This window comes from Terriglobales bacterium, from assembly GCA_035691485.1.
Classification (GTDB): Bacteria; Acidobacteriota; Terriglobia; order Terriglobales; family Acidobacteriaceae; genus JAIQGF01.
The window spans coordinates 1-20,515 of record DASSIZ010000024.1 but is presented as its reverse complement, the minus strand read 5'-3'; the positions used below and the strand labels follow the sequence as shown (position 1 = coordinate 20,515).

Below are 20,515 nucleotides of genomic sequence, written 5' to 3'. Positions count from 1 at the left end.
TCATCGTGGCGCGCACGTTTTCTAAGATTTACGGCATGGCGGGTTTGCGCCTCGGCTATTCGGCTGCCATGCCGGAAACCACCAAGTTGCTGCAGGCGTGGCAACTGGAAGACAACGGCAACATGATCGCGCTCCATGCCGGGCTGGCTGCGCTCGACGACGACACAGCCATGCATGCCGCCGTGGCGCGTAATGCCGCCGATCGGCGGGAATTCATGCGCCAGGCAGCCGCGCGCAAGCTGCACACCATCCCCTCGTTCGCCAATTTCGCGATGCTGGAGACAGGACGCCCCGTGCGCCAGGTCATCAAGCACTTTCGCGACGAGAATATTGCCGTCGGCCGACCTTTTGCCCGCATGGAGAACTTTGTGCGCGTATCGTTCAGCACGCCCGACGACATGGCCGTCTTCTGGCAGACCTGGGATAGGTTGCCGGCCATGGCCAGGCAGTAGGTTGGTTTGTAGGCTACCAGTTGTAAGACTCGGGGTATCGGCAAACCCGAGAACCGAAAACCGAGGACCGGGAGTAAAAATTCACAGGCTTCAAAGTTGTCGGCTCGCTATATACTGCCCCGCGTCAACGAAAATTTTCCCGAGGCGAAGTGACGAATGTCTTCCGTCAAAGCTGTGCGTGAGTTCTCCCCTGAAGTTTCTTCCGACGATTTTCATTCGCTGGAAGAAAAGGTTTACCGCACCATTGAACTGCTGAAAGCGGCCCGCGAGGCCAAGGTGGCCGCGGAGCGCGACACCGCCCGGGTGCGCGAGCAACTGGAAATGCGGGAGGAGGAAATTGATTCCATGCGTTTGGAGATGATCGGCCTGCGCAAGGAGCGCGAAGAGGTCCGCTCCAGGGTCGAGAAGATGCTGCGCCAAATTGATGAATTGACGACGGACGATTCCGGGGCATAATCAACCCAGCGGAAGGCAAGGAGACAACATTGAGTTCTTCCAATGGAAATGTAAACAGCGTTCGTGTGGAAATCTTTGACCAGCCGTATAACCTGCGCGGCACCGATCCCGATTACATCTTCCGCCTCGCCGAATTCGTCGATTCCAAAATGCGCGCCGTCGCCGAGCAGACCTCCACCGTGGATTCGCTGCGACTGGCCGTGCTGGCGGCGCTCAATATTGCCGACGAGTACCAAATCTTGAAGCGCAAGTACGACGCCATTTCCAAGGACATGAACCAGCGCACCAGTTCCCTGGAAAACGCGCTGGATGAAGTGTTGAAGGACTCTCGCCGCGCGGTGTGAATCCGGGGCTGCAACCCAAGTTCCAACTTTTTCCTTCCAGCTACTTGCGCTTTCCGCGGCCTTTCCCTAGCATCACTGCTTGTAAGCCGGCCTGCAAAGTTGGTGCTGGTGGTAACCGGATTTTGAACCAACACCTCAATGAACGGGAGCTCGACTCGACTTCTGATCCGGTGTGCAACGTTCCGCCATGCGGAAATGCCTAAAGGATTGCGGCGGGTTCCCACCTTGCTGAGCAAGGTTCATTGACGGCCCACCACACGGCCTCGCGGGTCGGCTTTTTTGTCCCTCCCTGCTTTTGTCGCTCCCTGCTAAACTTGGTTATGGTTCCGGCGTACCGCCTGGAACATCCAATTAACAGTGTTTCCGCGACTGTTTCATCTCGGCAGCTTCAGTCTTCCGACTTACGGTCTGTTGGTGGCCACCGGCGTCATCGTCGGTCTGTTTGTCTCCGCCAAGCTGTGCGAACGGCAGGGCATCGACGGCGAGAAGGCATGGAACCTCGGCATCCTGGTGGTGCTCGGCGCGATCATCGGCGCCAAGGTGCTGCTGATCATTAACGATTTTAGTTACTACTCCCAGCATCCCCGCGAAATCTTCAGCCTCAGCGTTCTGCAGGCGGGCGGCGTTTTTTACGGCGGGGTGATTACCGCGCTCGTCCTGTCTATTTGGTACATCCGCAAGAACCACATGCCGTGGCTGCGCACGGCGGACGGCTTCGCGCCCGGGCTCGCGCTGGGCCACTCCATCGGCCGTCTCGGCTGCTTCGCCGCCGGCTGCTGCTACGGCAAGCCCACGGACCACTGGTGGGGCGTGACCTTCAAGAACCCGTTGGCCCACGCCTGGGTCGGCACTCCGCTCAACGTCCCCCTGGAACCGACGCAACTATTCGAGTCCGCTGTCGAGCTGGCGAACTTTTTCCTTCTCTACTGGCTCATCAAGCGGAAGAAGTTCGAGGGCCAGGTGATGGGAACGTACCTGTTTGTCTACGGCGTGGCGCGCTACTTTTTGGAATTTATCCGCGACGACCCCGACCGCGGCTCCGTCTTCGGTGGGGCCATGACGGGCACGCAGCTGATTTCGATTTGCCTGGTGGTTGTCGGCGGCATTCTCTGGCTGCGCCGTGTCCGGCTGCAACAGCCAGCGGCGACAGCCGTGCGCGCCGCAAGGTAAGATCAGCCACTATCTACACTGATTGGCGCTGGTTTGATTCCCCATCTGTGTTCATCAGTGTTGGTCTGTGGTGTTCGTTCTTCATGCACCAGCAATTCCAGGTCGCTCCCGAACACGCCGGACGCCGCCTCGACCAGTTTCTGGCCTCGCAGCTTCCCGACATCAGCCGCGCTCGCGTCCAGGAACTGATCGCGCAGGAAAAGGTCCAGGTTGACGGCAAGCCTGCGAAAGTATCTTTACGCCTGCGCGGCGGCGAAGAGATCGAAATTCTCGGACCCGCCGAGCGCAGGCCGCTGCGGGCCAGCGCGGAAGAAATACCCCTCGACATCGTCTACGAAGATGACGACCTCGCCGTGATTAACAAGCCCGCCGGCATGATGGTGCACGCCGGCGCCGGCGCCAGCGAGGACGCCCGAAATCGCGGGACGCTGGTCAACGCCTTGCTTCACCGCTTCGGCGCGCTCTCCAACCTGGGCGGCGAACTGCGTCCGGGCATCGTGCACCGGCTGGACCGCAATACCAGCGGTCTAATCGTGGTCGCCAAGCATGACCGCGCACATCGCAACCTGGCCGAACAGTTCGCCCGACGACAAGTTCACAAGACCTACATTGCCCTGGTCCACGGCGCGGTGAAGCAGGACAAAGGGACGATTCAATCCGCGATCAGCCGCGACCGGCTTCGGCGCACGCGCATGACAACTCGGCGTTCGGGCGGTCGTGAAGCCGTGTCGCACTTCAAGGTTCTTCAAAGAATCGACTCGGCTTACGGCAAGTTCACCTTGCTGGAAGTCAAGATCGAAACCGGCCGCACGCATCAGATCCGGGTGCATCTGTCGTCGCTCGGCCATCCGGTGGTAGGCGATACCCTGTATGGCGCGCCTCGTGAAGTCCTCCCCAGGGTCAAGGAGGGACACGCGTCGTTAACACTGGCAAGAAACTTTTTGCATGCAGCAGCCATCGAACTGAGGCAGCCTCTCAGTGGTGAGCCACTCGTCCTACAGCGGCCCTTGCCGTCCGAACTCACTGAATTCATGCGCCGGCTTAATCCGTAAGGCGGCGCAACGGGTGCGAGTTATAGCTATAATGAAATTTCCCATGCAACGCACTTTTCTCTGCGGCGCTTTCGCCCTGCTTCTGGCGGCAGGAGGGGCGGCACAGCAACCGAATCCGTCCGACCAGGACTTGCCCGCGGCGCCTTCGTCCAGCATTGCGCCGTCCCAGCCGGCGCCTCCTGCAAAAGCCGAATCTCCCAAGCCGGAGATCGCCAAGCCGGATCAACCGCCGTCGGACAGCAAGCCGGTACTTGAGGACTTGTCGAGCAAGAAAAAAGCGCCACCGCAAACTCCAGAATCCGCCGAGCAAGACCCGGTGGACGACGTTACGAGTAAGCCGCTGCCTGGCTCCTCGGGCCAGCCCTCTGCCAGGGGCTCGGAGGGGGCGGTCAAGGAACTCAGCCCTGACGAGCTGACGTTCCGCAAACAGGTGAACGAAGTTAACGTTGTGTTTACCGTGACCGACAAGCATGGGCGCTTCGTGAAGAACCTGAACAAGGCGGATTTTCGCGTCATCGACGATAACAAACCTGCTGCATCCATCGATTTTTTCAGCAGCGAGACCAATCTGCCGCTGCGGGTCGGCCTGCTGATTGACGCCAGCAACTCGGTCCGCGACCGCTTCCGCTTCGAGCAGGAATCCGCCATTGAATTTTTGAACCAGATCGTGCGGCCCAGGTCCGACCGCGCTTTCGTCATCGGCTTCGATACCACCGCCGAGGTCACGCAGGATTTCACCGACAACGCCGAAGCCTTGTCGCGCGGCGTGCACATGCTGCGCCCGGGGGGCGGTACCGCTCTTTTTGACGCCGTGTTCTTCGCCTGCCGCGACAAACTGCTTAAGGCAACCACCGCTGGCCCCTCACGCCGGGCGATTATTCTGCTCAGCGATGGCGAAGACAACCAGAGCCGCGTCACCCGCGAGGAAGCCATCGAAATGGCGCAGCGCTCGGAAGTGATTATTTACACCATCAGCACCAATGTCAGCGGCGTCAAGCTTCGCGGCGACAAGGTGCTGGAACGCCTGGCCGACGCCACCGGCGGGCGCGCGTTCTTCCCCTTCAAGATCCAGGACGTGGCCAATGCATTTTCGGAAATCCAGGACGAACTCCGCAGCCAGTACCTGCTGGCGTACAAGCCGGCAGATCTGAAGCCGGACGGGCGCTACCGCGCGATTGACATCATCGCCGAAAACCACAAGATGCTGCGGGTGAGGGCGCGCAAAGGCTACTTTGCGCCCACCCGTTAAAAGGGCTGCAGCTCCCGTTTTTTCAGCTCTGCGACGTGAGCTGCGGGCGGGCGTTCCTCGGAATGCCACCGCGATGCCACAGCGGATTTTCATCTCTATTCCAGCTGCTACTAAGGTCTGGCACTCCGATACTCATCTCTGGCCGATCAAGAAAAAGTGTCGTCGCCCGCTTTTCTCCAGGGGTCTGGCACGAAACGAAACATCTACCGGGACCAGCTAAGTTCCTGCTGCCGATCTGCCCCTTTCCTGCACTGGTAAGTACCTTGTTATTCACCGGATACGCTACATAAAGCGGAGCTACTCCGGGCAGAACCGCGGTACCCACAATGGATAAGAAACTTCTTTTTTTGAGGGAATTGCAGCCGTTTTTGCTTGTGAGTTGCTGTTTAACAGAGAGTCAACAATGGCAATCCGGCTGCAGCGTAGAAATTGCCGACCGACTGCCTTCGCTCGCTCGGCAATTGGCAATACTGATTTCCCTGGGCCCTTATGCGGATTTGTCTGGTTACAGCGTTCCCTCCAAGTACTCAGCGGATCAATGAGTACGGGCTGCACCTGGCCACGCAGGCGCGTGATCAGCACGCCGACCTGGTCGTGCTGGCGGACCAATACGAACCCCGGCTGCCGGAACTGGACGGCTTCGAAGTCCGTCGCTGCTGGGCCTTCAACAGCCTCGCCACCCCGTGGAAAATCCTTGCCGCCGCTCGCGACAGCAAGGCCGACGTTGTCTGGTTCAACCTGGTGTATTCCACCTTTGGCGACCAGCCCCTGGCCGCGTTTCTCGGGCTGTGCACTCCCCTGCTGCTGCGCCTGTGCGGATACCGCACCCATGTCACGCTGCACCACCTGATGGAAAACGTGGACCTGCGCCACGCCGATATTCGTTTTCCGAGGCTGTACCTGTGGGCGGGAAGGTTGGCGACGCGGGTCCTGCTGCAGGCGCACCAAGTCTCCGTGCTGCTGGATTTGTACCGCAGCGAACTGGTCAGGCGTTACGGCGCCCACAACATCAACGTACACCGGCACGGCATCCTGGGCACGATGCCGGAACCGCCCGATTTCTCCCGTCGCAAGGATGAATTCCGGGTGCTGGCGTTCGGCAAGTTCGGACGGTACAAGCGACTGGAGGTCATGCTGAACGCGTGGCCGGCGGTCAAGCGGGAAGTGCCCAAGGCAAAGCTGATCGTGGCCGGACAAGATCATCCCAACCGCGCCGGATACATGGCGGGCTTGGCGGAGCAGCACAAGGACGATCCCAGCATTGAGTTCCTCGGATATGTGCCGGAGGACGAAATCGGTGCCGTGTTCAACCGCTGCAACGTGGCGGTGCTGCCCTACTCGTCCTCGGGCGGCCCCAGCGGCGTGGCACACCAGGCGGCGCAGTTCGGATTGCCGCTGATCGGATCCAGCATCGGCGACATCGTGAGTGTGTGCACCGAGGAAGGCATGGCGATCGATTACTACCGGACGGATGATGCCGGCGATCTGGCCGAAAAAATTATCGCCCTGGCTCGCGACCCCGAGCGCGAGCAGCGCATGGCAGAACAGAACTACGCGGCGGCGCTGGCCATGACCATGCCCAAGATCGTCGCCCAGTATCTCAGCGATTTCCACGAGGCCCAAGAGGCCCTCTCCGAGCAGCCGCACGTGGCGTTGCCGGAGAACAAAAAGGCGGCGGCATGAAGGGGCGTATCCGCTACAGCATCGTCATCCCGGCATACAACGAGGAGCGCCGCATCGGCGTGACTCTCGACCACGTGATGAAGTACCTGAACGAGCGCAACGTCAGGGCGGAAGTCATCGTCGTCGACGATGGGTCCACCGACCGCACTGCCGACGTCGTCATGTGGTACCGCCGCAAGACGTATCGCGTGAAACTGCTCCGGCTGAAGCACCAGGGAAAAGGGTCCGCGGTGCGAAGCGGAGTGAATGCGTCGCACGGGCAGATCATTTTCCTGTGCGATGCTGACATGCACGAGGGCTTCGCTGAATGCGAGAAACTGGAAGCGGCGCTGCTCGCCGGGGCCGATATTTCCATCGGCTCGCGCTGGGTGCATCGCACCCCGTCGACCGACACGCAACCGTTGTACCGCCGCGCCAGTAGCCGTGTCTTCAATGCCTGCACGCATCGCCTGCTCGGGCTGAAGTTTCACGACACCCAGTGCGGCCTGAAGGCGTTCACGCGCGATGCCGCCAAAGACCTGTTCGCCTACCAGCAAATTAACGGATGGGGCTTCGATCCCGAGTTGCTGTTCGTCGCCGCGCGGCTGGGATATAAGGTAGTGGAAGTGCCGATCCAGCTTCGGCACGACTACAGCAGTTCCAAGTTCCGCCCCGTTCACGACGGCTTCGTTACTTTCAAGGAGCTGTTCCAGATAATGTGGCGTGACCTGCTCGGCAGCTATCCCCGTCCGATGCCTGCTCCGGCGATGGTCGCCACCGCTGCGGCAGTCGCCTCCGCCGAGAAAACATTTATGGCCGAAACCGGCACGAGCGAGGCGGCGTAAAACGCGCAATGAAGCGACTGATCGTCAATGCCGACGATTTCGGCATGACCCCCGGCGTAAACCGCGCCGTGGTCGAGGCGCACCGGCACGGGATGGTGACTTCCGCCTCGTTGATGGCCACCGGCGACGCTTTCGAGGAAGCCGTGAGGCTGGCGGGACAGTACGAAGTCAGCGTCGGCTGTCACGTCGTTCTGCTGGAGGGGTCACCGTTACTGCCGCCTCATCAGATTCCCCGCCTCGCAGTTTGCGATGCTGAAGGCCGCGCCCGGTTCCAGCGCAGCCTGGGCGAGTTCATCCGCGCCGCCACCACCGGACACCTGCCGGGAGAAGAAATCACGCGCGAAGCAACCGCGCAAATTCAAAAGCTCCGGAACGCCGGCATCCACGTTACGCATGTCGATACGCACAAGCACGCGCACGTTTTCCCGGAGGTCTTCCGGCCGCTGATGCGCGCAGCCGTGGCGTGCGGCGTCGGCGCCATGCGCAATCCGTTCGAGCCGCCGCAGACCATGCGGTGGGGCGAGGTGCTGTTCCGGCCGGCGTTGTGGTCGCGCTACCTACCGGTCAGGACCTTGCGCATATTTGCGGCAGAATTCCAGCACCAGGCTGCCTGGCACGGCCTCCGGACGCCCGATGGGACGATCGGAATCACGCTCACCGGATTTCTGAATAAGCCGTTGTTGCTGGAATTGCTGCGCCGCGTGCCGGAAGGAACCTGGGAACTATGCTGTCACCCGGCCTACGAAGATGCGCAATGGCACGCGCTCGGCCCGCGGCCGGGGTCGGGACATCGTGAGCTGGAATTATTTGCCTCCGCGGAATTGCGCCGGTGCGCCGAAAGTCTGGGCATTGAACTGATTTCCTACCCCGAACTCGAGCCGGTGACGCAAAGCGTCGCAGCGTAACCCAGCCTGACTATTCACTTCCGCCGGCCCGTTCACGCGAGGAGGGCGCGTAGTACCCGGCGCGAGCCTGCACGCGATATTCACCACCCCGCGCCTTTACTTCAACCTTGCGATAGCTTCCATCACGCTTGTTATTGATGGGTGTGTATCCGATGCTGTACTGGCTGCGGAGCTCGGCAGCCACCTGATCGAAGGCCTGCTTAAGCTTCTCCTGCTTGTTGCCGACCTCTATCATTCGCCCGCCGGTTTCCTGGCAGAGCTTCTTCATGTCCCTGTCGCCGGAATAGCCGAAACCGCCGTAGAAACCGCGGTCTGCAATCAGCAGCACGTACACCATCGCGTCAGCACGCTGGGCCGCCTCGACGGCATCCTTGATGCGCATGCGGCTGCCCTGGTCCTCGCCGTCGGTCAGCAGGATCATCGCCTTCCGGCCAACTTCTTTGGCCAGCTTTTCATTGGCGGCGAGGTAGACGGCGTCGTAGAGCAAGGTGCCGCGCGGGTTGCTGTTGGGAATGGGACCGCCGCCCAGGCCGGGAATGCCGCCGCCGCCACCGCCGCCGTTGATGCGGGCGCGATTCATGCCGGCGCGCAAGTCGCGCGCGTCGTTGGTGAAATCCTGCAGCAGATCGACGTTGACGTCGAAGCCGATCACGAAGGCCAGGTCTTTTTCGCGCAGAATCTGGCGCAGAAATGATGCGCCCACTTCCTTCTCGATGGGCAGCACCCGCTCCTGGCTTACGCTGCTGTCAATCAGAATGCCGAGCGTGAGCGGCTGATTGGCTTCGCTGGAAAAGTATTTGATGGTCTGGGGTTTGCCATCTTCCATGATCTCGAAGTTGTCCTTGAGAAGATTCGGCACCAGCAGACCGTGCTTGTCTTTCACGTTGAAGAAGACGTTGACGACGTTGACGTCTACCTTGAAGGTCTGGACACTGTCATCGGAGCGTTGCGGCTCCGGTTCCTGGGCTACGGCGCACGCCGCGAAACTCAGCACGATCGCGGCTAAAACGGCACTGATTTTCTTGGGGAAGCGTTGGGACATATACTTCATCTACTTCTTTCAAGCCGACGCGGCTTGCTTAGGGTTATTCTAAACCAGTGCTCTCCATGTTATTAGAGTACGCTGGCACGGGAATGTTGCTGTCGGCACGTGGAAAATAAGATGACCATGGATGCGAAAAGTCGCAACAAGTTCGCCCGCAGCGCTGCCGCGACGCTGATGGTAACGCTGTCATTGGGTCTTTCGCTGGGGCAGCAGCCGCCCAGCACCCCACCCGAGGGGCAATCGGGCATACCGGATGCGCCGTCGGCGAGCCGCCCGGCGGAGAAGTTTCCCTCGACCGGTGAGCCGATCACTTCGCCGCCTCCGCCCGCCGATATCCCAACCGTGCCTCCGGGCAGTGTGCCCCCTCCGGGCGGGCGGGATGAACTTTTCACCCTCACCAAGAATGTGAATTTCGTGGTTGTGCCGGTCACGGTGAAAGATGGTTCCGGACATCTCGTCGAGGGGCTATCGCGGCAGGATTTTCGGGTGCTGGAGGACGGGGTCGAGCAACGGATGACCTATTTCACCAGCGATCCGTTTCCGCTGACGGCGGCGGTGGTCGTGGACCTGGGTATTCCCGAAATCGAATTTCGCAAGGTCAGAGACACGTTGCCGGCGCTGGTCGGCGCATTCGGGCAGTTTGACGAAGTCGGCCTGTACACGTTCGGCACCTCGGTGCAGAAGGTACAGGACTTCACGCCCGCCAATGGCAACAAGGTCAGCCAGGCGATGGATCGCATTCGAAAGAAGGCGACGGCGCGTACCGGCGGGACCCCGGTGGTGGGCGGACCATTTGGGTATCCGCAAGGGACCGTCAACGGACGAAACATCGATCCGGGCGTCAATCCAACGCCGACTTATACCAACGAACGAGAAGCCAAGGTGCTGAACGACGCGGTGCTGCAAGCGGCGCTGGATCTGGCACGGCGCGAGCCGACGCGGCGCAAAGTGATCTTCGTGGTCAGCGACGGGACCGAGTACCGGTCCTCCGCCAGTTATGGCGAAGTGCTGAAGGTCCTGCTCACCAACCAGATTTCCGTGTACGCAGTGGGTGTGGGCAGCGCCGGGGTGCCCGGTTATTCGCAGGCGCAAAAGATTCATATACCGAAGAGCGGACTCTACGGAAATATCCTGCCACGATATGCGTCGGCCACCGGGGGCGAGATGTTCAACGAATTCTCGCAGTCCGCCATCGAGCAAGCCTACAGTCGGGTCACGGAAGAGGCGCGCAACCAGTACACAATCGGATACACAACGCGCGCCACTCCTTCCAGCCAATATCGCGATATTGAGGTCAGGGTGGCGGTTCCGGGCATGAAGGTTTCGGCCAGGCAGGGATACTACCCGCTGCCGCCGGCGCGGCAGACGCCTTGAGTCTTGCGCCCGTTTGGGGCTGTGATATAAACAGTTTTCTCCCCGGTAGTGGAAGGCGAACTCCGAACTGCGACTGAAGCCGCAGGCAGGATTTCGTCAGTCGATATTCGCGTGATCGCGATCAGCCGGAACGGCCGCGATGCGCGCTTTGAGGGCCAACTTGAGTTTTATCAATTTCGCAGCGCGCGAGATCAACTGCAAGATCGTTTATTACGGCGCCGGTCTGGGCGGCAAGACCACGAATCTGCAATACATCTTCGACAAGACCGGCGAAAAACAAAAAGGCAAGATGATCTCGCTGGCGACGGAGACCGATCGTACCCTGTTCTTCGATTTCCTGCCCCTGGACCTGGGAACGGTGCGCGGGTTCAAGACGCGTTTCCACCTCTACACCGTGCCTGGACAGGTGTTCTACGACGCCAGCCGCAAGCTGATACTGCGTGGGGTGGATGGCGTGGTGTTCGTGGCCGATTCGCAGGAAGAGCGCCTCGACGCCAATGTCGAAGCCCTGGATAACCTGCGCGACAACATGAAAGAGCACGGCTACGACTTCCTGAAGATTCCTTACGTGCTGCAGTTGAACAAGCGCGATCTGCCCAATGCCTTGCCGGTGGAGAGCCTGAAACACGAACTGGTCAAGCGCTCCGAACCGGTGTTCGAGTCAGTGGCATGCCAGGGCACGGGCGTCTTCGAGACCCTGAAGGAAGTTGCGAGGCAGGTGCTGATCGAGTTGAAGAAGGGTTAGGGAATCCGTTTCAGTTGAAAACAGATTCGGAGCACAAGGGCGGCGGCAAGCAACCATAGCCGGGCCAGTGTTTACCGGTATGGCTTGAAGAAAGCAGGATGCCAGCGACGCGGTTCCTGAGATCCGCATCCGAAGGCTCACTGGCTCAGCCGAAATGATTTCAGCATGTGCTCGAAGGTCGGGCGCAGATGCGAGAAGTCCTTTTCCGGCGCGATGAAGACGAGCGAGACGACGTTTCCGCTCGCATCGGGGAGCGCCACCAGCCAATCGTGTTCTTCCAGCGGCTGACCGTTGGATCCCGCGATGGGAGACTGACCCAGCAAATCCACGGAGCGGCCCGCGACGCCGTTGACCCGTATGGTCTGCGCCCTGCCGGCGACGCGCATCCCCGGGTTCTGCTGTTGCAGCGAAGCGATCAACTGCTGGGTGGCATCATCCAGCGAGTCGGCGTTCTGCGGTTGGAACTGCGAGACCAGCGCCCCGTACGCTATCCCCGATTGCGACACTGCCGCCTGCGGCGCGATCAGCACCGAGCCGCTCTGCTGGTCCTGCGCCGCCTGCCAGTTGCTCGGATAATCCATCGAGAACGGGCCCTGGTAGGTCTGGAATCCGCCACTGGGCATGACCTGGGAGCTGGAGACATTGCCGTTGGGTCCGGAGCTGATCGGAGCGCCGCCGGGTCCGCTGACGTTGTGAATCTGGCCGCTCTTGGCCATCTGATCGATTTGCTGCGCGGTATAAGCCTTGATGGAGCGCGCTTCCTGACGAGCCTGGGCGAACTGCTGGCTGTCGTCCACATAACGGCGCGAGGGCCAGTTCTTGACCTCGCTCTGCACCGCCGCGACGCGGTTTCCGGGGTTGGGGTGATCGCTCAGGAACTGCGGTCCCCCGGCGCGGTCCTGCGATTCCAGCTTCTGGAAGAACTGGGCCAGCCGTATGGGGTTGTAGCTCGCCTTGTACATGATGATGGCGCCGACGGCGTCGGCCTGGGCCTCATCGGCGCGGGAGTACCGCATGCTGAGCACGCCGGCGCCGAGCTGCGCTCCCATGTTGGCCAGCGCACCGGCAGCGCCGCCGAGCACGGCCCCAAGCAGCCCGCCAAGGATTTGCCCCGCTGCCTGCGTAGTTCCCTGCTTCCTCATCCCTTTGATGGAATGCTGCATGTAAACGTGCGACATCTCGTGGGCGATGACGCCGGCGAGCTCGGCTTCATTATCAGCGGCAACGATGGTGCCGACGTTGACGAAGATCGGACCGCCCGGCAGGGCAAAGGCATTGATCTCTTTCTGCTGCACCACGTGGAACTGATACGGCCAGCTGTATTGCTGCGGAATGACGCCTTCCAGCTTGTGTCCGAGCGACTGCACGTAACGTGTCAGCGGATCGCTGTCAGGCAGGATCGGCATCTGCTTGTAGACCTCGGCGACCGCTTTCTGGCCGAGCTGGATTTGCTGGTCCTTGGGGGCGGCCAGGCCCGGATCGGGCAGGGCCGGCTCGTTGCCCACGGCGGCAATGAGCCATGCCGGACAGGCGATCAGAAAGACGAGAAGAACCGCGACAGAACGCGTGAAGCCGGATGAATATCTCACAATTCCTCCCAGCCGGCAGCTACCGCGGCCGCCGGATGAAACCCTGGCTTAGAGAAACTAACAGCTTAGATGCTTGAGAGTTGCGCCCAGTTTTACCAACAGTGATTCAGGTCACAGAGGCATTCCTGAAAGGAGAGGTATAATCACGCGCTTTTCAATCGAAAACAACCGGCCCGGCCGATTTTGTTCGTCGTGAGTGTATCCATGGAATCATTGAAAATCCTGCTCCGCAAGCTTATGCCGCAACGGCGCGAACTGCCCGGGTTGGACCGCGGGTGGATCATCGCCAATCACAAGCTGGTTTCCTTTCACGCTGCGTTCTTGACTTCCCTGCTCAGCATTTCGACCTCGGTGGCCTCACGCTTCGACGTGGTGCGGCAGATGTTCCTGAGCGCGGAGGTGGTGATCTCGGCAGCGATGTGGTACCTGGCTTGGCACACCAACATCGCGGTACACGAAATCGGGCACTACCTGGCGGCGGTGCGGACGAACAATTTGCGGCCGGAATTTGCCGGGCCTGCCCAGGAAAAGATGAAGCAGGGCTTCGGCGGCCGCTGGGCGTGGTACCTGGAAATGTTCGTCAAGATTCCTTACGGCAAATTCCAGGGCGTGAACAAAGAGGCGGGCAGCTTTCATCCCAGCGTCAAAACCCAGAACCTCGCGGTGTCGGCGGCGGGACCGGCAGCCAGCCGGGTGCTCTGCCAGGCAACGCTGCCGGCGGGCATCCTGCTGGTCGCGCTCGGGCTGATGCGCGGCGGCCAGCCTGGCGAATTCGCGGTGTATGCCGGCCGACTGTTTTTCACCGTCGGAGTGGTGGCCATGTTCGACTTCCTGATCGCTGACCCGGGCAAGTACAAGGCGTTCCGGGCGCGCGAGCGGGAAGCGGCGGCACGCGCGGCGGAGGTGAAAGCGGCGGAGCCGGCGCGAGCGGCAGACGCGCGCGCGGTCAATCCGTCGGAATTGCGGCGCAAACTGCGCCTGCACCGCTTGCAGGAAATGGAACTGGCGGATGGAAGAATCGTCTTCGCGCCGTGGGAATTCCGTAATTCGATCATGGGCGGCCGGCACACGGAAGAGATGGGCGGCAACCTGAGCTTCCAGGAATTCATGTTTCTGCCCTTGACCGCGCGCGACTACATCGAAGCGCAGCGCGTCACCAACATGCTGCAAAGCCGCGCCATCCAGATCATCCAGGACAGCGAGGGATTGAACTTCGTGGGCATTGGGCTGGAGGGTGGAATCGTGGCCTCGTATGCGAAGCAGGCAGGCGACATCCTGCCCGAGGAGCGCGCACTGCGGGTGGCAGTGCAGGCGATCGAGCAGTGCGGCTTCGTTCCCGACCGCGACGTGGTGCTGGCGCTGGACCCGGCAGCCAGCGAACTGAGCAACGCTTACCGCGAAAAGACCGGCGAGAAGGATTCCGTCGGGCAGTACCTGTTCTGGCGCGCGGAAGATCCCCGTGTGCTGTCCACCGATGAAATGGTGGAGCTGTACGCCGCGTGGGTAAAGAAGTACCCGATCGTCTCGCTGGAAGACGCCTTCGCCGAGGATGATTATGAGGGCTGGAAAAAACTGATGAAGCTGCTCGACCAGGAAATCCTGATCATCGGCGACGACCTGGTCACTACCAAGGATTCGACCATCCGTCGCTGCGCGGAAGAAGGGCTGATCAACACCGCGCTGATCAAGGCGAACCAGATCGGCAGCATGAGCGAAACCCTGCTGGCGACGCGGACGGCGAAGGAAATGGGCCTGGCGCTGGTGGTGTCGCACCGGTCGAAGTCACCCAACGAGGTGATGGAGGCCGACATCGCATTCGCAGTGGGGGCGCTGGGCTTGAAGTGCGGCGGCGGCGCAAACACAGAACGGCTGGTGAAGTACGGCAGGATCGTGGAATTGATGGAGCTGGCGAAGAAGGGCGTGAAGGTGACACGCAAGCTGGATCCCGATTTGCGGATTGCCGACATCGCCGCCCACGAGGAGCCCACGAACGCCGGCATTCCCACCGTGGGCGTGACCGTGATGCTGGATAACGGCATGAAATTCACCGCCGCCACGCCACTGGGCACCTCGGCCGGAACCGACGAGGCGATTCACCTGGTGGACAGCATCATCGAGGCGAACCCGCTGACTCGGAAGTTCCCCCAGTACTTCGTCTACAACGAACGCGAGAAGACCTACAAGTTCGCGGCGGGCGTCAAGGCGGAAACGCTGACCAAGGAGAGCGCGGAGCTGGCGGAGTTGTGGGTGCGGGCGAAGCGTTACGGCGGCAAGGGCTGCCTGAACGCGGTAGCGAACGTGATGGAGGTGGTGGCGCCTCGGTTCCTGGGGCAGAAGATTTCGTCGTTGGGTTCGCTGGTCGATCTGGACCGCGAGCTGCTGCTGATGGAGATGGACTTGGCAGTCAAGCGTGGGAAGATCAGGGCTGACGCGCCGCCGGAAGAGCAGATCGCGATCATGCAACGCAAGGCCAACCTGGGGATGAATGCGGTGCTCTCGCTGTCGCTGGCTCTGGGGCGACTGGTGGCGGCTCGCGACGGAAAAGAATTGCCCGAGGTGCTGCGCGACCTGGAGATGACGATTGATCGCGAGTATCTCTACGGGGTGAAGCAACCGGCAGCGGTTCATGCTTGAGTTGGCAGCAGTCGGGACGCAAATTGAAGCGCGCTACACGTCCACGGGCTGCGGCAGGGGCAGGCCCTCGGTCTCGCAGATTTTCTTGAGTTCACCGACCGACCATTCGGCGCGGAAGTTGTAGAAGACATCGTAGGGCTGCTGGAGCAGCTCCAGCACGCGCGCCGATTGCGGATCGCACCACTCCGGCAGCGCCGCGCGGGCCTCCCCCAATGGCGCGCCGCTGAGCTTGAGCGTCATCAGGGAATGCACAAACCCGGGATGCAGCGAGAGCTGGTCGAGCCCGTCCTTCAAAATCTGCTTCCGCGTTTTCAGTACTTTTCTCTCGCCGACGTTATGCAGGAGCTGCAGGTATTTCTCAAATAGCACCCACTCATTTACCAGCAGGGCGACCTCGAGCGGATTGAACGACCTCCAGAAGGCAACCGGATAACGCAGCGCGAGAAAGCGCCCGATCATGAACGCGCCCGCCTCGTAGCCGGAGATGTGCTCGCGGGCGCACCGGGCGAGGGCGGCCTTGAAGAAACGCACTTTGCGGTCGAGGGTGAGCATTTCAAAGACGTTGCTCTGGCCGAGGTGGTCGCCGATATCGCTCCGCAGCACCTCTTCGGTGTAAACGGATTCGCGCTCGTCAAACCAGCCGTTGACCAACTGGCGGGCATCGTCGGAATTGCCGCGCAGTTCGAAGTTCACCAGGCGCGTGACCTCGTTGAGGCTGGAAATCTTGTCAGCGGTGAGGCCGCGAACCAGTTGCTGGTAATAGCGGTAGGCATAGGCGATGGCGGCAAATTCGCGCTCTTCCTCCGATCCCTGTTCGGGATGCTCGCCTTTCATGTAGCGCAGCAGGCGCGCGGGGGTGAACCTGGCCTGGCCCTCGAAGAGCAGGTTCCGGCGCGACGAGATGGTGATCCAGTCGCCCTCGCGGACGGTAGCGCCGGATGCATTCGTCAGGCAGCCATCGCGCAGGGTCATGCCATATTTCTCCAGGTTGAGAAGCGCGGGAATGCCCAGGCTCTGGCAGATGGTGACGACGTGCACGGCGGCCGAGGTCAGGCTGAGGATGGCGTCCACTTCGCGCATCACCACCGTGTCGGTGGGAACAAAGGATTTCTTGCAGAGGCAGACTTTCTCGTCCCGCGCCTTGGCGCGTAAAGCCGCGTCCCCGGTGAAATAGACGCGCGCGGATACCGCAGAGCGCGGCAGCACGGCGATTCCGGGCGAGTACATTTTCAGCGTGCTGAAGTTGTCCTGGTCGATAGTGTCGCTGGTCAACTGCTTCAGGTGATACGGCCGGATGAGGTCAGTGACGCGTTTGCGCGAGATGGCGCCCGCTTTGTGCATGTCAACCACCGACACCAGGGCCGCGCGGCCAGACATGCCGGTTTCATTGAGTTGAAGCAGGGCAAACCATTGATCGCGGCGGGTGGCTTCCACGGCGAACTCGATAGTCACGGGAGACTCGAATTCGCGCTCCAATTCCGCCAGGTGCGGTACGAAATGGTAGACGGCGGGAAAGGTGTCCTTCACCGCCTCCGGATTTTCGAAGACCGTGGTCTTAAATTCGGCCGTGCCGGTCATCATCTCTTCGCCGAAGATGTTGCGGGCGGTCTGCAGTTCCACGCCTACGCCGGTGCGAGTGTGGCGGCTGGACAAGACGCCGGCATAGGCAATCTCATGGCGGACCGTGCACACCATCTTTTGCAAGATCAGGCTGGGAGAATGGTCGCTGCCGCGCGCCAGCGCCGCCACCAGATCGTGGTTTTCGTCGAAATGCTTGTAGGCTTCGCGGGCGAAAAACACCGCCTGGTAAAGCGAGTCTTCAATCAGACGGCGGTCGGAGGTGCGCACAACCTCGGACATCCGATCAATCAGGCGCGCAATTTCTTCCGGGCGCAAGTCGGGAGTGACGGCCTTCACCAACGCAGGCGCCTGATCGAGCGCGTGGCAGAGGTTCCGCAGCGTGTTGAGGAACATTTTGTGGGCCGGCACGTCGCCATACATCTTTGCCAGGCACGGCAAGGAACCCTCGGTGATGCCGACGTTCAGGAAAGTGTCCATGACGCCGGGGATGTAATGCGGGGTGGCGCAGCGGAGCGCGAATACCAGCGGATCGCCGCGGCCGATCGATTGCAGGGTGAGAATTTCCAGCTGCGCGATGCCGTCGGCGAGGTGGCGCTCGAGGTTGCCGCGGTCGTTGTAAGCGTCGGCCGTTACAACCACGAAATCGGGCACAGGATAGCCCTGCTGGGCCAGCTTCAGCAGCGTGAGCCCCTTTTGGCTGATATCGCGCGACGAATGCGCCTCGGGCGACGCAGTGCAGGGCACGACAAACGGCGTTTCGGCCGGTGCCGGTTGATCGGTGGGCTCGGTCAGCCAGGGATATTGCCTCAGGGCAGCGGTCAGTTGCGCGCCGGCATCGGGATCGCCGCGGCGGGCATTCAGGATCAGCGCCAGGTGGGCCCTGGCACGGTGGAAGTCAGCCTGGCAAAGCAGCGGAATATCGACTTCGCTGGCAACAATGCTGCCGGTGGCGCCCTCCTCGAGATCAAACTCGACCACCGGAGGGCGGTATCCCGGGGGCTGCTCTGAGTTGGCGCTGGAATACCGCTCCTTGCGAAAGCGCCGGCTGTGCTGGTTGAAGTAATTGCCGCGCACGCGGAAATCGCGGATTTCGCTCGCCGGCAGCGGTTCCATGCGGCGAATTGTATCCACCCTGTCACAAATAGGCTGTGACGCGGCTCACTTCCGGAGTACCTCCTCGATATCCCCGAGACGGTCCCCGAGCAGGTTGAGCTTGTGGGCGAGACCCTGGATTTCGGCGTGGGCGCGCCGGTTCACATCGAAATCGAGTTCGCCACGCAGGCGGTCCTTCTTGTCCTGCCGGTTCTGGCTCATCATGATGACCGGGGCCTGGATGGCGGCCAGCATGGAAAGAAACAGGTTGAGCAGGATAAAGGGGTAAGGGTCCCAGGCAGCGCGTCCCAGGCGGACGTTGATCATGGTGTAGATGGTCAGCACCATTCCGAACAGGATGATGAAAGTCCAGGAGCCACCAAAGGAGGCGACGGTGTCGGCAATCCGCTCTCCCAGCGTGGCCTGCTCCTCGATGACCTCATTGGGGTGCCGGTTGGCACGGATCCGCACCAACTGCTGAGCGGCGTGGAACTGGTGGCCAAGAACGGCAAGCATATCCATGGCGGCGTGGGGCTTGCGCGTGATGAGCACAAAAATGTCGTTGCGATCGACCTCGATACAAGTTGTCTCTTCGGTGGCGACGGCCTCGGTCTCGTGCGGAGTCTGCTCCAGCATGGACGCGAAGCCGAAAAAATCGCCCGCCGCCGGCTCGTCAACGGTGACTTCCTGGTGATCCTCGTCGATAGTGACGACGCGCACTCGCCCGGAAACGAGCACATAGCCGCGTTCTCCGGCATCGCCCCGTTTGTAAATGCGCTGGCGAGTAGCAAACGACTTCATTTCCACTTGGCCGGCAAGAACGCTGGCCTCGTCGTCGTCGAGGCGGGAAAAGAGTGGGACCTGCTTCAAGACTTCAGGATCGCAATGCATGGCAACCTCTCCTGGCGGGTAAGAGGACTTAAAACTCAAAGAGAGTTTAACCGACCTCCGAGGACCCCTCGGGCAGACGCGGCACGATCAGTTTAAGAAGTGGCAGTGCTACGACAGACTTGTAATGAGCCTCCTAACTCGTATTTTAGGAATGAAGGCATTACCGACGTAACCCCTCGATGAACGCAAGCAAGCGATTTCTCGCTTAACATCTGAGCGCAATTTCAAAAAATCATAACTGGAAGCGATCTTGCCCTGCCTAGGAGGCTGCATGAGTGGTCTTCATATTCGTGTTTTTGCTCTGAGAAGCATTTTGTTCTTAGTGGCCGTGGCGGTGGGCAGCGCAGCCCAAACCACGATCAATGTTCCAGCCGATGTCGCAACCATCCAGGGAGCCATCGACGTCGCGAACAACGGTGATACCGTCCTGGTCGCGCCCGGCACGTACACCGAGAATCTCGACTTCAAGGGCAAAGCGATCACCGTGGTGAGCGCCAGCGGAGCGGCCGCGACGATTATTGACGGCGGCCAGAAGGCCCCGGTGGTGCAGTTCGTCACGAACGAACCCGCGACCGCGGTGCTGGACGGGTTCACGATACGAGATGGCCTCGAGTCGTTCGGCATGGGTGGAGGCGTGAAAATCAGAAACTCTGCACCGACCGTGCGGAATAACGTGATTCGCGACAACACCGGCTGCAATATGAGCGCCGTGTACCTCGGGGGAAGCTCGGCTACGATTGCCAGCAACGTCATCAGCAACAACGGAGACTTGGGGACTGGTTGCAGTGGAGGAAGCGGCGCGGGCATCTACGTCGGCGGATCGCGAAGCAACGGCCCGAACATCATCGTGGGAAACCAAATCGTGAACAACACGGCGAAGAATGGTGAAGGCGGCGGGGTCGCGCTGAACGGTGCTGGGAATGTCGTCTTCCAAAACAACCTGGTCAAGGGAAACTCGGCGTATGACACCGGGGGCATCTGGATCATCAATTCAGTGAGCGAACTGATTGTGGGTAACGTAATCGTCGATAACGTAAGCGCCTTGGCTAACAACCGGCAGGTCAGCGGTGTCTACCTTTCCGTGCCGTATAACTCTCGGGGAGCGTACCTGCTCAACAATACAATCAGCAGCGGGGCGCAGACTGGCAATGCTGTTTACATTGCTGGCTACTACTCCGCCACTCCCCTGACCAATAACATCATCTTCGGAAATAACAGCGATGCAACGGTACATTGTGACCCGGTGTACTCCAGCCAGCCGCCGCTGTTCAGCCACAACGATCTGTACTCGCCGCTTGCAAACGCCTATGAGGGAACCTGCGGAGCCGTGCTCGGGAATAACGGCAACATCTCGGCGGCTCCCCTCTTCATGGACCTTGCGGGCGGGAACTACAGGCTGCAACCAACGTCGCCGGCAATCGATGCCGGC

General features: G+C 60.8%; 17 protein-coding genes and 1 other RNA gene. 14 read left to right on the top strand and 4 right to left on the bottom strand.

The genetic code is table 11. The annotated features are described in order from the left end of the window. The 10 genes from VFI82_03415 to VFI82_03370 form a co-directional block, all read left to right on the top strand. Positions 1 to 452: aminotransferase class I/II-fold pyridoxal phosphate-dependent enzyme (locus VFI82_03415; protein ID HET7183705.1), on the top strand; the 452-nt coding region annotated here is incomplete at its 5' end. Between the two features lie 156 nt (positions 453 to 608). Next, a complete protein-coding gene (locus tag VFI82_03410) occupies positions 609 to 908 on the top strand; it encodes a hypothetical protein (GenBank protein ID HET7183704.1) in 300 nt (99 codons plus the stop codon). 29 nt (positions 909 to 937) lie between these two features. Further along, a complete protein-coding gene (locus VFI82_03405) occupies positions 938 to 1,252 on the top strand; it encodes a cell division protein ZapA (protein HET7183703.1) in 315 nt (104 codons plus the stop codon). Between the two features lie 85 nt (positions 1,253 to 1,337). Further along, positions 1,338 to 1,528, top strand: a non-coding RNA gene (gene ssrS / locus VFI82_03400) — 6S RNA. A gap of 81 nt (positions 1,529 to 1,609) precedes the next feature. Continuing rightward, the gene (lgt, locus tag VFI82_03395; GenBank protein HET7183702.1) at positions 1,610 to 2,422 is read left to right on the top strand and encodes a prolipoprotein diacylglyceryl transferase; all 813 of its coding nucleotides are present in this window, start codon (positions 1,610 to 1,612) and stop codon (positions 2,420 to 2,422) included. An 83-nt stretch (positions 2,423 to 2,505) separates the two neighbouring features. Continuing rightward, the gene (locus VFI82_03390) at positions 2,506 to 3,474 is read left to right on the top strand and encodes an RluA family pseudouridine synthase (protein HET7183701.1); all 969 of its coding nucleotides are present in this window, start codon (positions 2,506 to 2,508) and stop codon (positions 3,472 to 3,474) included. 43 nt (positions 3,475 to 3,517) lie between these two features. Further along, positions 3,518 to 4,723, top strand: coding sequence for a VWA domain-containing protein (locus VFI82_03385; GenBank protein ID HET7183700.1), 1,206 nt, complete (start codon positions 3,518 to 3,520; stop codon positions 4,721 to 4,723). A 489-nt stretch (positions 4,724 to 5,212) separates the two neighbouring features. Then, positions 5,213 to 6,406, top strand: coding sequence for a glycosyltransferase (locus tag VFI82_03380; protein HET7183699.1), 1,194 nt, complete (start codon positions 5,213 to 5,215; stop codon positions 6,404 to 6,406). After that, the gene (locus VFI82_03375; GenBank protein HET7183698.1) at positions 6,403 to 7,230 is read left to right on the top strand and encodes a dolichyl-phosphate beta-glucosyltransferase; all 828 of its coding nucleotides are present in this window, start codon (positions 6,403 to 6,405) and stop codon (positions 7,228 to 7,230) included. Before VFI82_03380 ends, VFI82_03375 begins: the two co-directional genes overlap by 4 nt. An 8-nt stretch (positions 7,231 to 7,238) precedes the next feature. Continuing rightward, positions 7,239 to 8,135, top strand: a complete 897-nt coding sequence (locus VFI82_03370; protein HET7183697.1) for a ChbG/HpnK family deacetylase — start codon at positions 7,239 to 7,241, stop codon at positions 8,133 to 8,135. Positions 8,136 to 8,145: 10 nt separating this feature from the next. Here the strand turns inward: VFI82_03370 and VFI82_03365 are convergent, their stop codons facing one another. After that, positions 8,146 to 9,186 carry a VWA domain-containing protein gene (locus VFI82_03365; protein HET7183696.1) on the bottom strand — a complete coding sequence of 347 codons (1,041 nt, stop codon included), beginning with the start codon at positions 9,184 to 9,186 and terminating at the stop codon, positions 8,146 to 8,148. A 117-nt stretch (positions 9,187 to 9,303) separates the two neighbouring features. Here VFI82_03365 and VFI82_03360 point away from each other — a divergent pair, with 117 nt between their 5' ends. Both VFI82_03360 and VFI82_03355 read left to right on the top strand, forming a co-directional pair. Then, the gene (locus VFI82_03360) at positions 9,304 to 10,554 is read left to right on the top strand and encodes a VWA domain-containing protein (GenBank protein HET7183695.1); all 1,251 of its coding nucleotides are present in this window, start codon (positions 9,304 to 9,306) and stop codon (positions 10,552 to 10,554) included. A 160-nt stretch (positions 10,555 to 10,714) separates the two neighbouring features. Then, complete coding sequence (locus tag VFI82_03355) at positions 10,715 to 11,299, top strand: ADP-ribosylation factor-like protein (GenBank protein ID HET7183694.1); 585 nt, start codon at positions 10,715 to 10,717, stop codon at positions 11,297 to 11,299. A 137-nt stretch (positions 11,300 to 11,436) separates the two neighbouring features. Here VFI82_03355 and VFI82_03350 read toward each other — a convergent pair whose 3' ends face one another. Beyond that, a complete protein-coding gene (locus tag VFI82_03350) occupies positions 11,437 to 12,888 on the bottom strand; it encodes a M48 family metallopeptidase (protein ID HET7183693.1) in 1,452 nt (483 codons plus the stop codon). A gap of 204 nt (positions 12,889 to 13,092) precedes the next feature. On the opposite strand from VFI82_03350, the gene VFI82_03345 reads away from it, so the two are divergent. Further along, a complete protein-coding gene (locus VFI82_03345) occupies positions 13,093 to 15,522 on the top strand; it encodes a hypothetical protein (protein HET7183692.1) in 2,430 nt (809 codons plus the stop codon). A gap of 33 nt (positions 15,523 to 15,555) precedes the next feature. Here VFI82_03345 and VFI82_03340 read toward each other — a convergent pair whose 3' ends face one another. Together VFI82_03340 and VFI82_03335 are read right to left on the bottom strand one after the other, a co-directional pair. After that, a complete protein-coding gene (locus VFI82_03340; GenBank protein ID HET7183691.1) occupies positions 15,556 to 18,216 on the bottom strand; it encodes a hypothetical protein in 2,661 nt (886 codons plus the stop codon). 45 nt (positions 18,217 to 18,261) lie between these two features. Beyond that, positions 18,262 to 19,086: a DUF1003 domain-containing protein gene (locus VFI82_03335; GenBank protein ID HET7183690.1), complete on the bottom strand. Its 825-nt coding sequence runs from the start codon at positions 19,084 to 19,086 to the stop codon at positions 18,262 to 18,264. 322 nt (positions 19,087 to 19,408) lie between these two features. Between VFI82_03335 and VFI82_03330 the strand changes: the two genes are divergently transcribed. Further along, positions 19,409 to 20,515: right-handed parallel beta-helix repeat-containing protein (locus VFI82_03330; GenBank protein ID HET7183689.1), on the top strand; the 1,107-nt coding region annotated here is incomplete at its 3' end.

What these genes read in the sequence shown, in the direction of transcription:
- VFI82_03365 (HET7183696.1), bottom strand. Translation starts at nt 9,186, where the DNA reads ATGAAGTATATGTCCCAACGCTTCCCCAAGAAAATCAGTGCCGTTTTA.
- VFI82_03340 (HET7183691.1), bottom strand. Translation starts at nt 18,216, where the DNA reads ATGGAACCGCTGCCGGCGAGCGAAATCCGCGATTTCCGCGTGCGCGGC.
- VFI82_03360 (HET7183695.1), top strand. Translation starts at nt 9,304, where the DNA reads ATGGATGCGAAAAGTCGCAACAAGTTCGCCCGCAGCGCTGCCGCGACG.
- VFI82_03410 (HET7183704.1), top strand. Translation starts at nt 609, where the DNA reads ATGTCTTCCGTCAAAGCTGTGCGTGAGTTCTCCCCTGAAGTTTCTTCC.
- VFI82_03385 (HET7183700.1), top strand. Translation starts at nt 3,518, where the DNA reads ATGCAACGCACTTTTCTCTGCGGCGCTTTCGCCCTGCTTCTGGCGGCA.
- VFI82_03335 (HET7183690.1), bottom strand. Translation starts at nt 19,086, where the DNA reads ATGCATTGCGATCCTGAAGTCTTGAAGCAGGTCCCACTCTTTTCCCGC.
- VFI82_03375 (HET7183698.1), top strand. Translation starts at nt 6,403, where the DNA reads ATGAAGGGGCGTATCCGCTACAGCATCGTCATCCCGGCATACAACGAG.
- VFI82_03370 (HET7183697.1), top strand. Translation starts at nt 7,239, where the DNA reads ATGAAGCGACTGATCGTCAATGCCGACGATTTCGGCATGACCCCCGGC.
- VFI82_03390 (HET7183701.1), top strand. Translation starts at nt 2,506, where the DNA reads ATGCACCAGCAATTCCAGGTCGCTCCCGAACACGCCGGACGCCGCCTC.
- VFI82_03380 (HET7183699.1), top strand. Translation starts at nt 5,213, where the DNA reads ATGCGGATTTGTCTGGTTACAGCGTTCCCTCCAAGTACTCAGCGGATC.
- VFI82_03345 (HET7183692.1), top strand. Translation starts at nt 13,093, where the DNA reads ATGGAATCATTGAAAATCCTGCTCCGCAAGCTTATGCCGCAACGGCGC.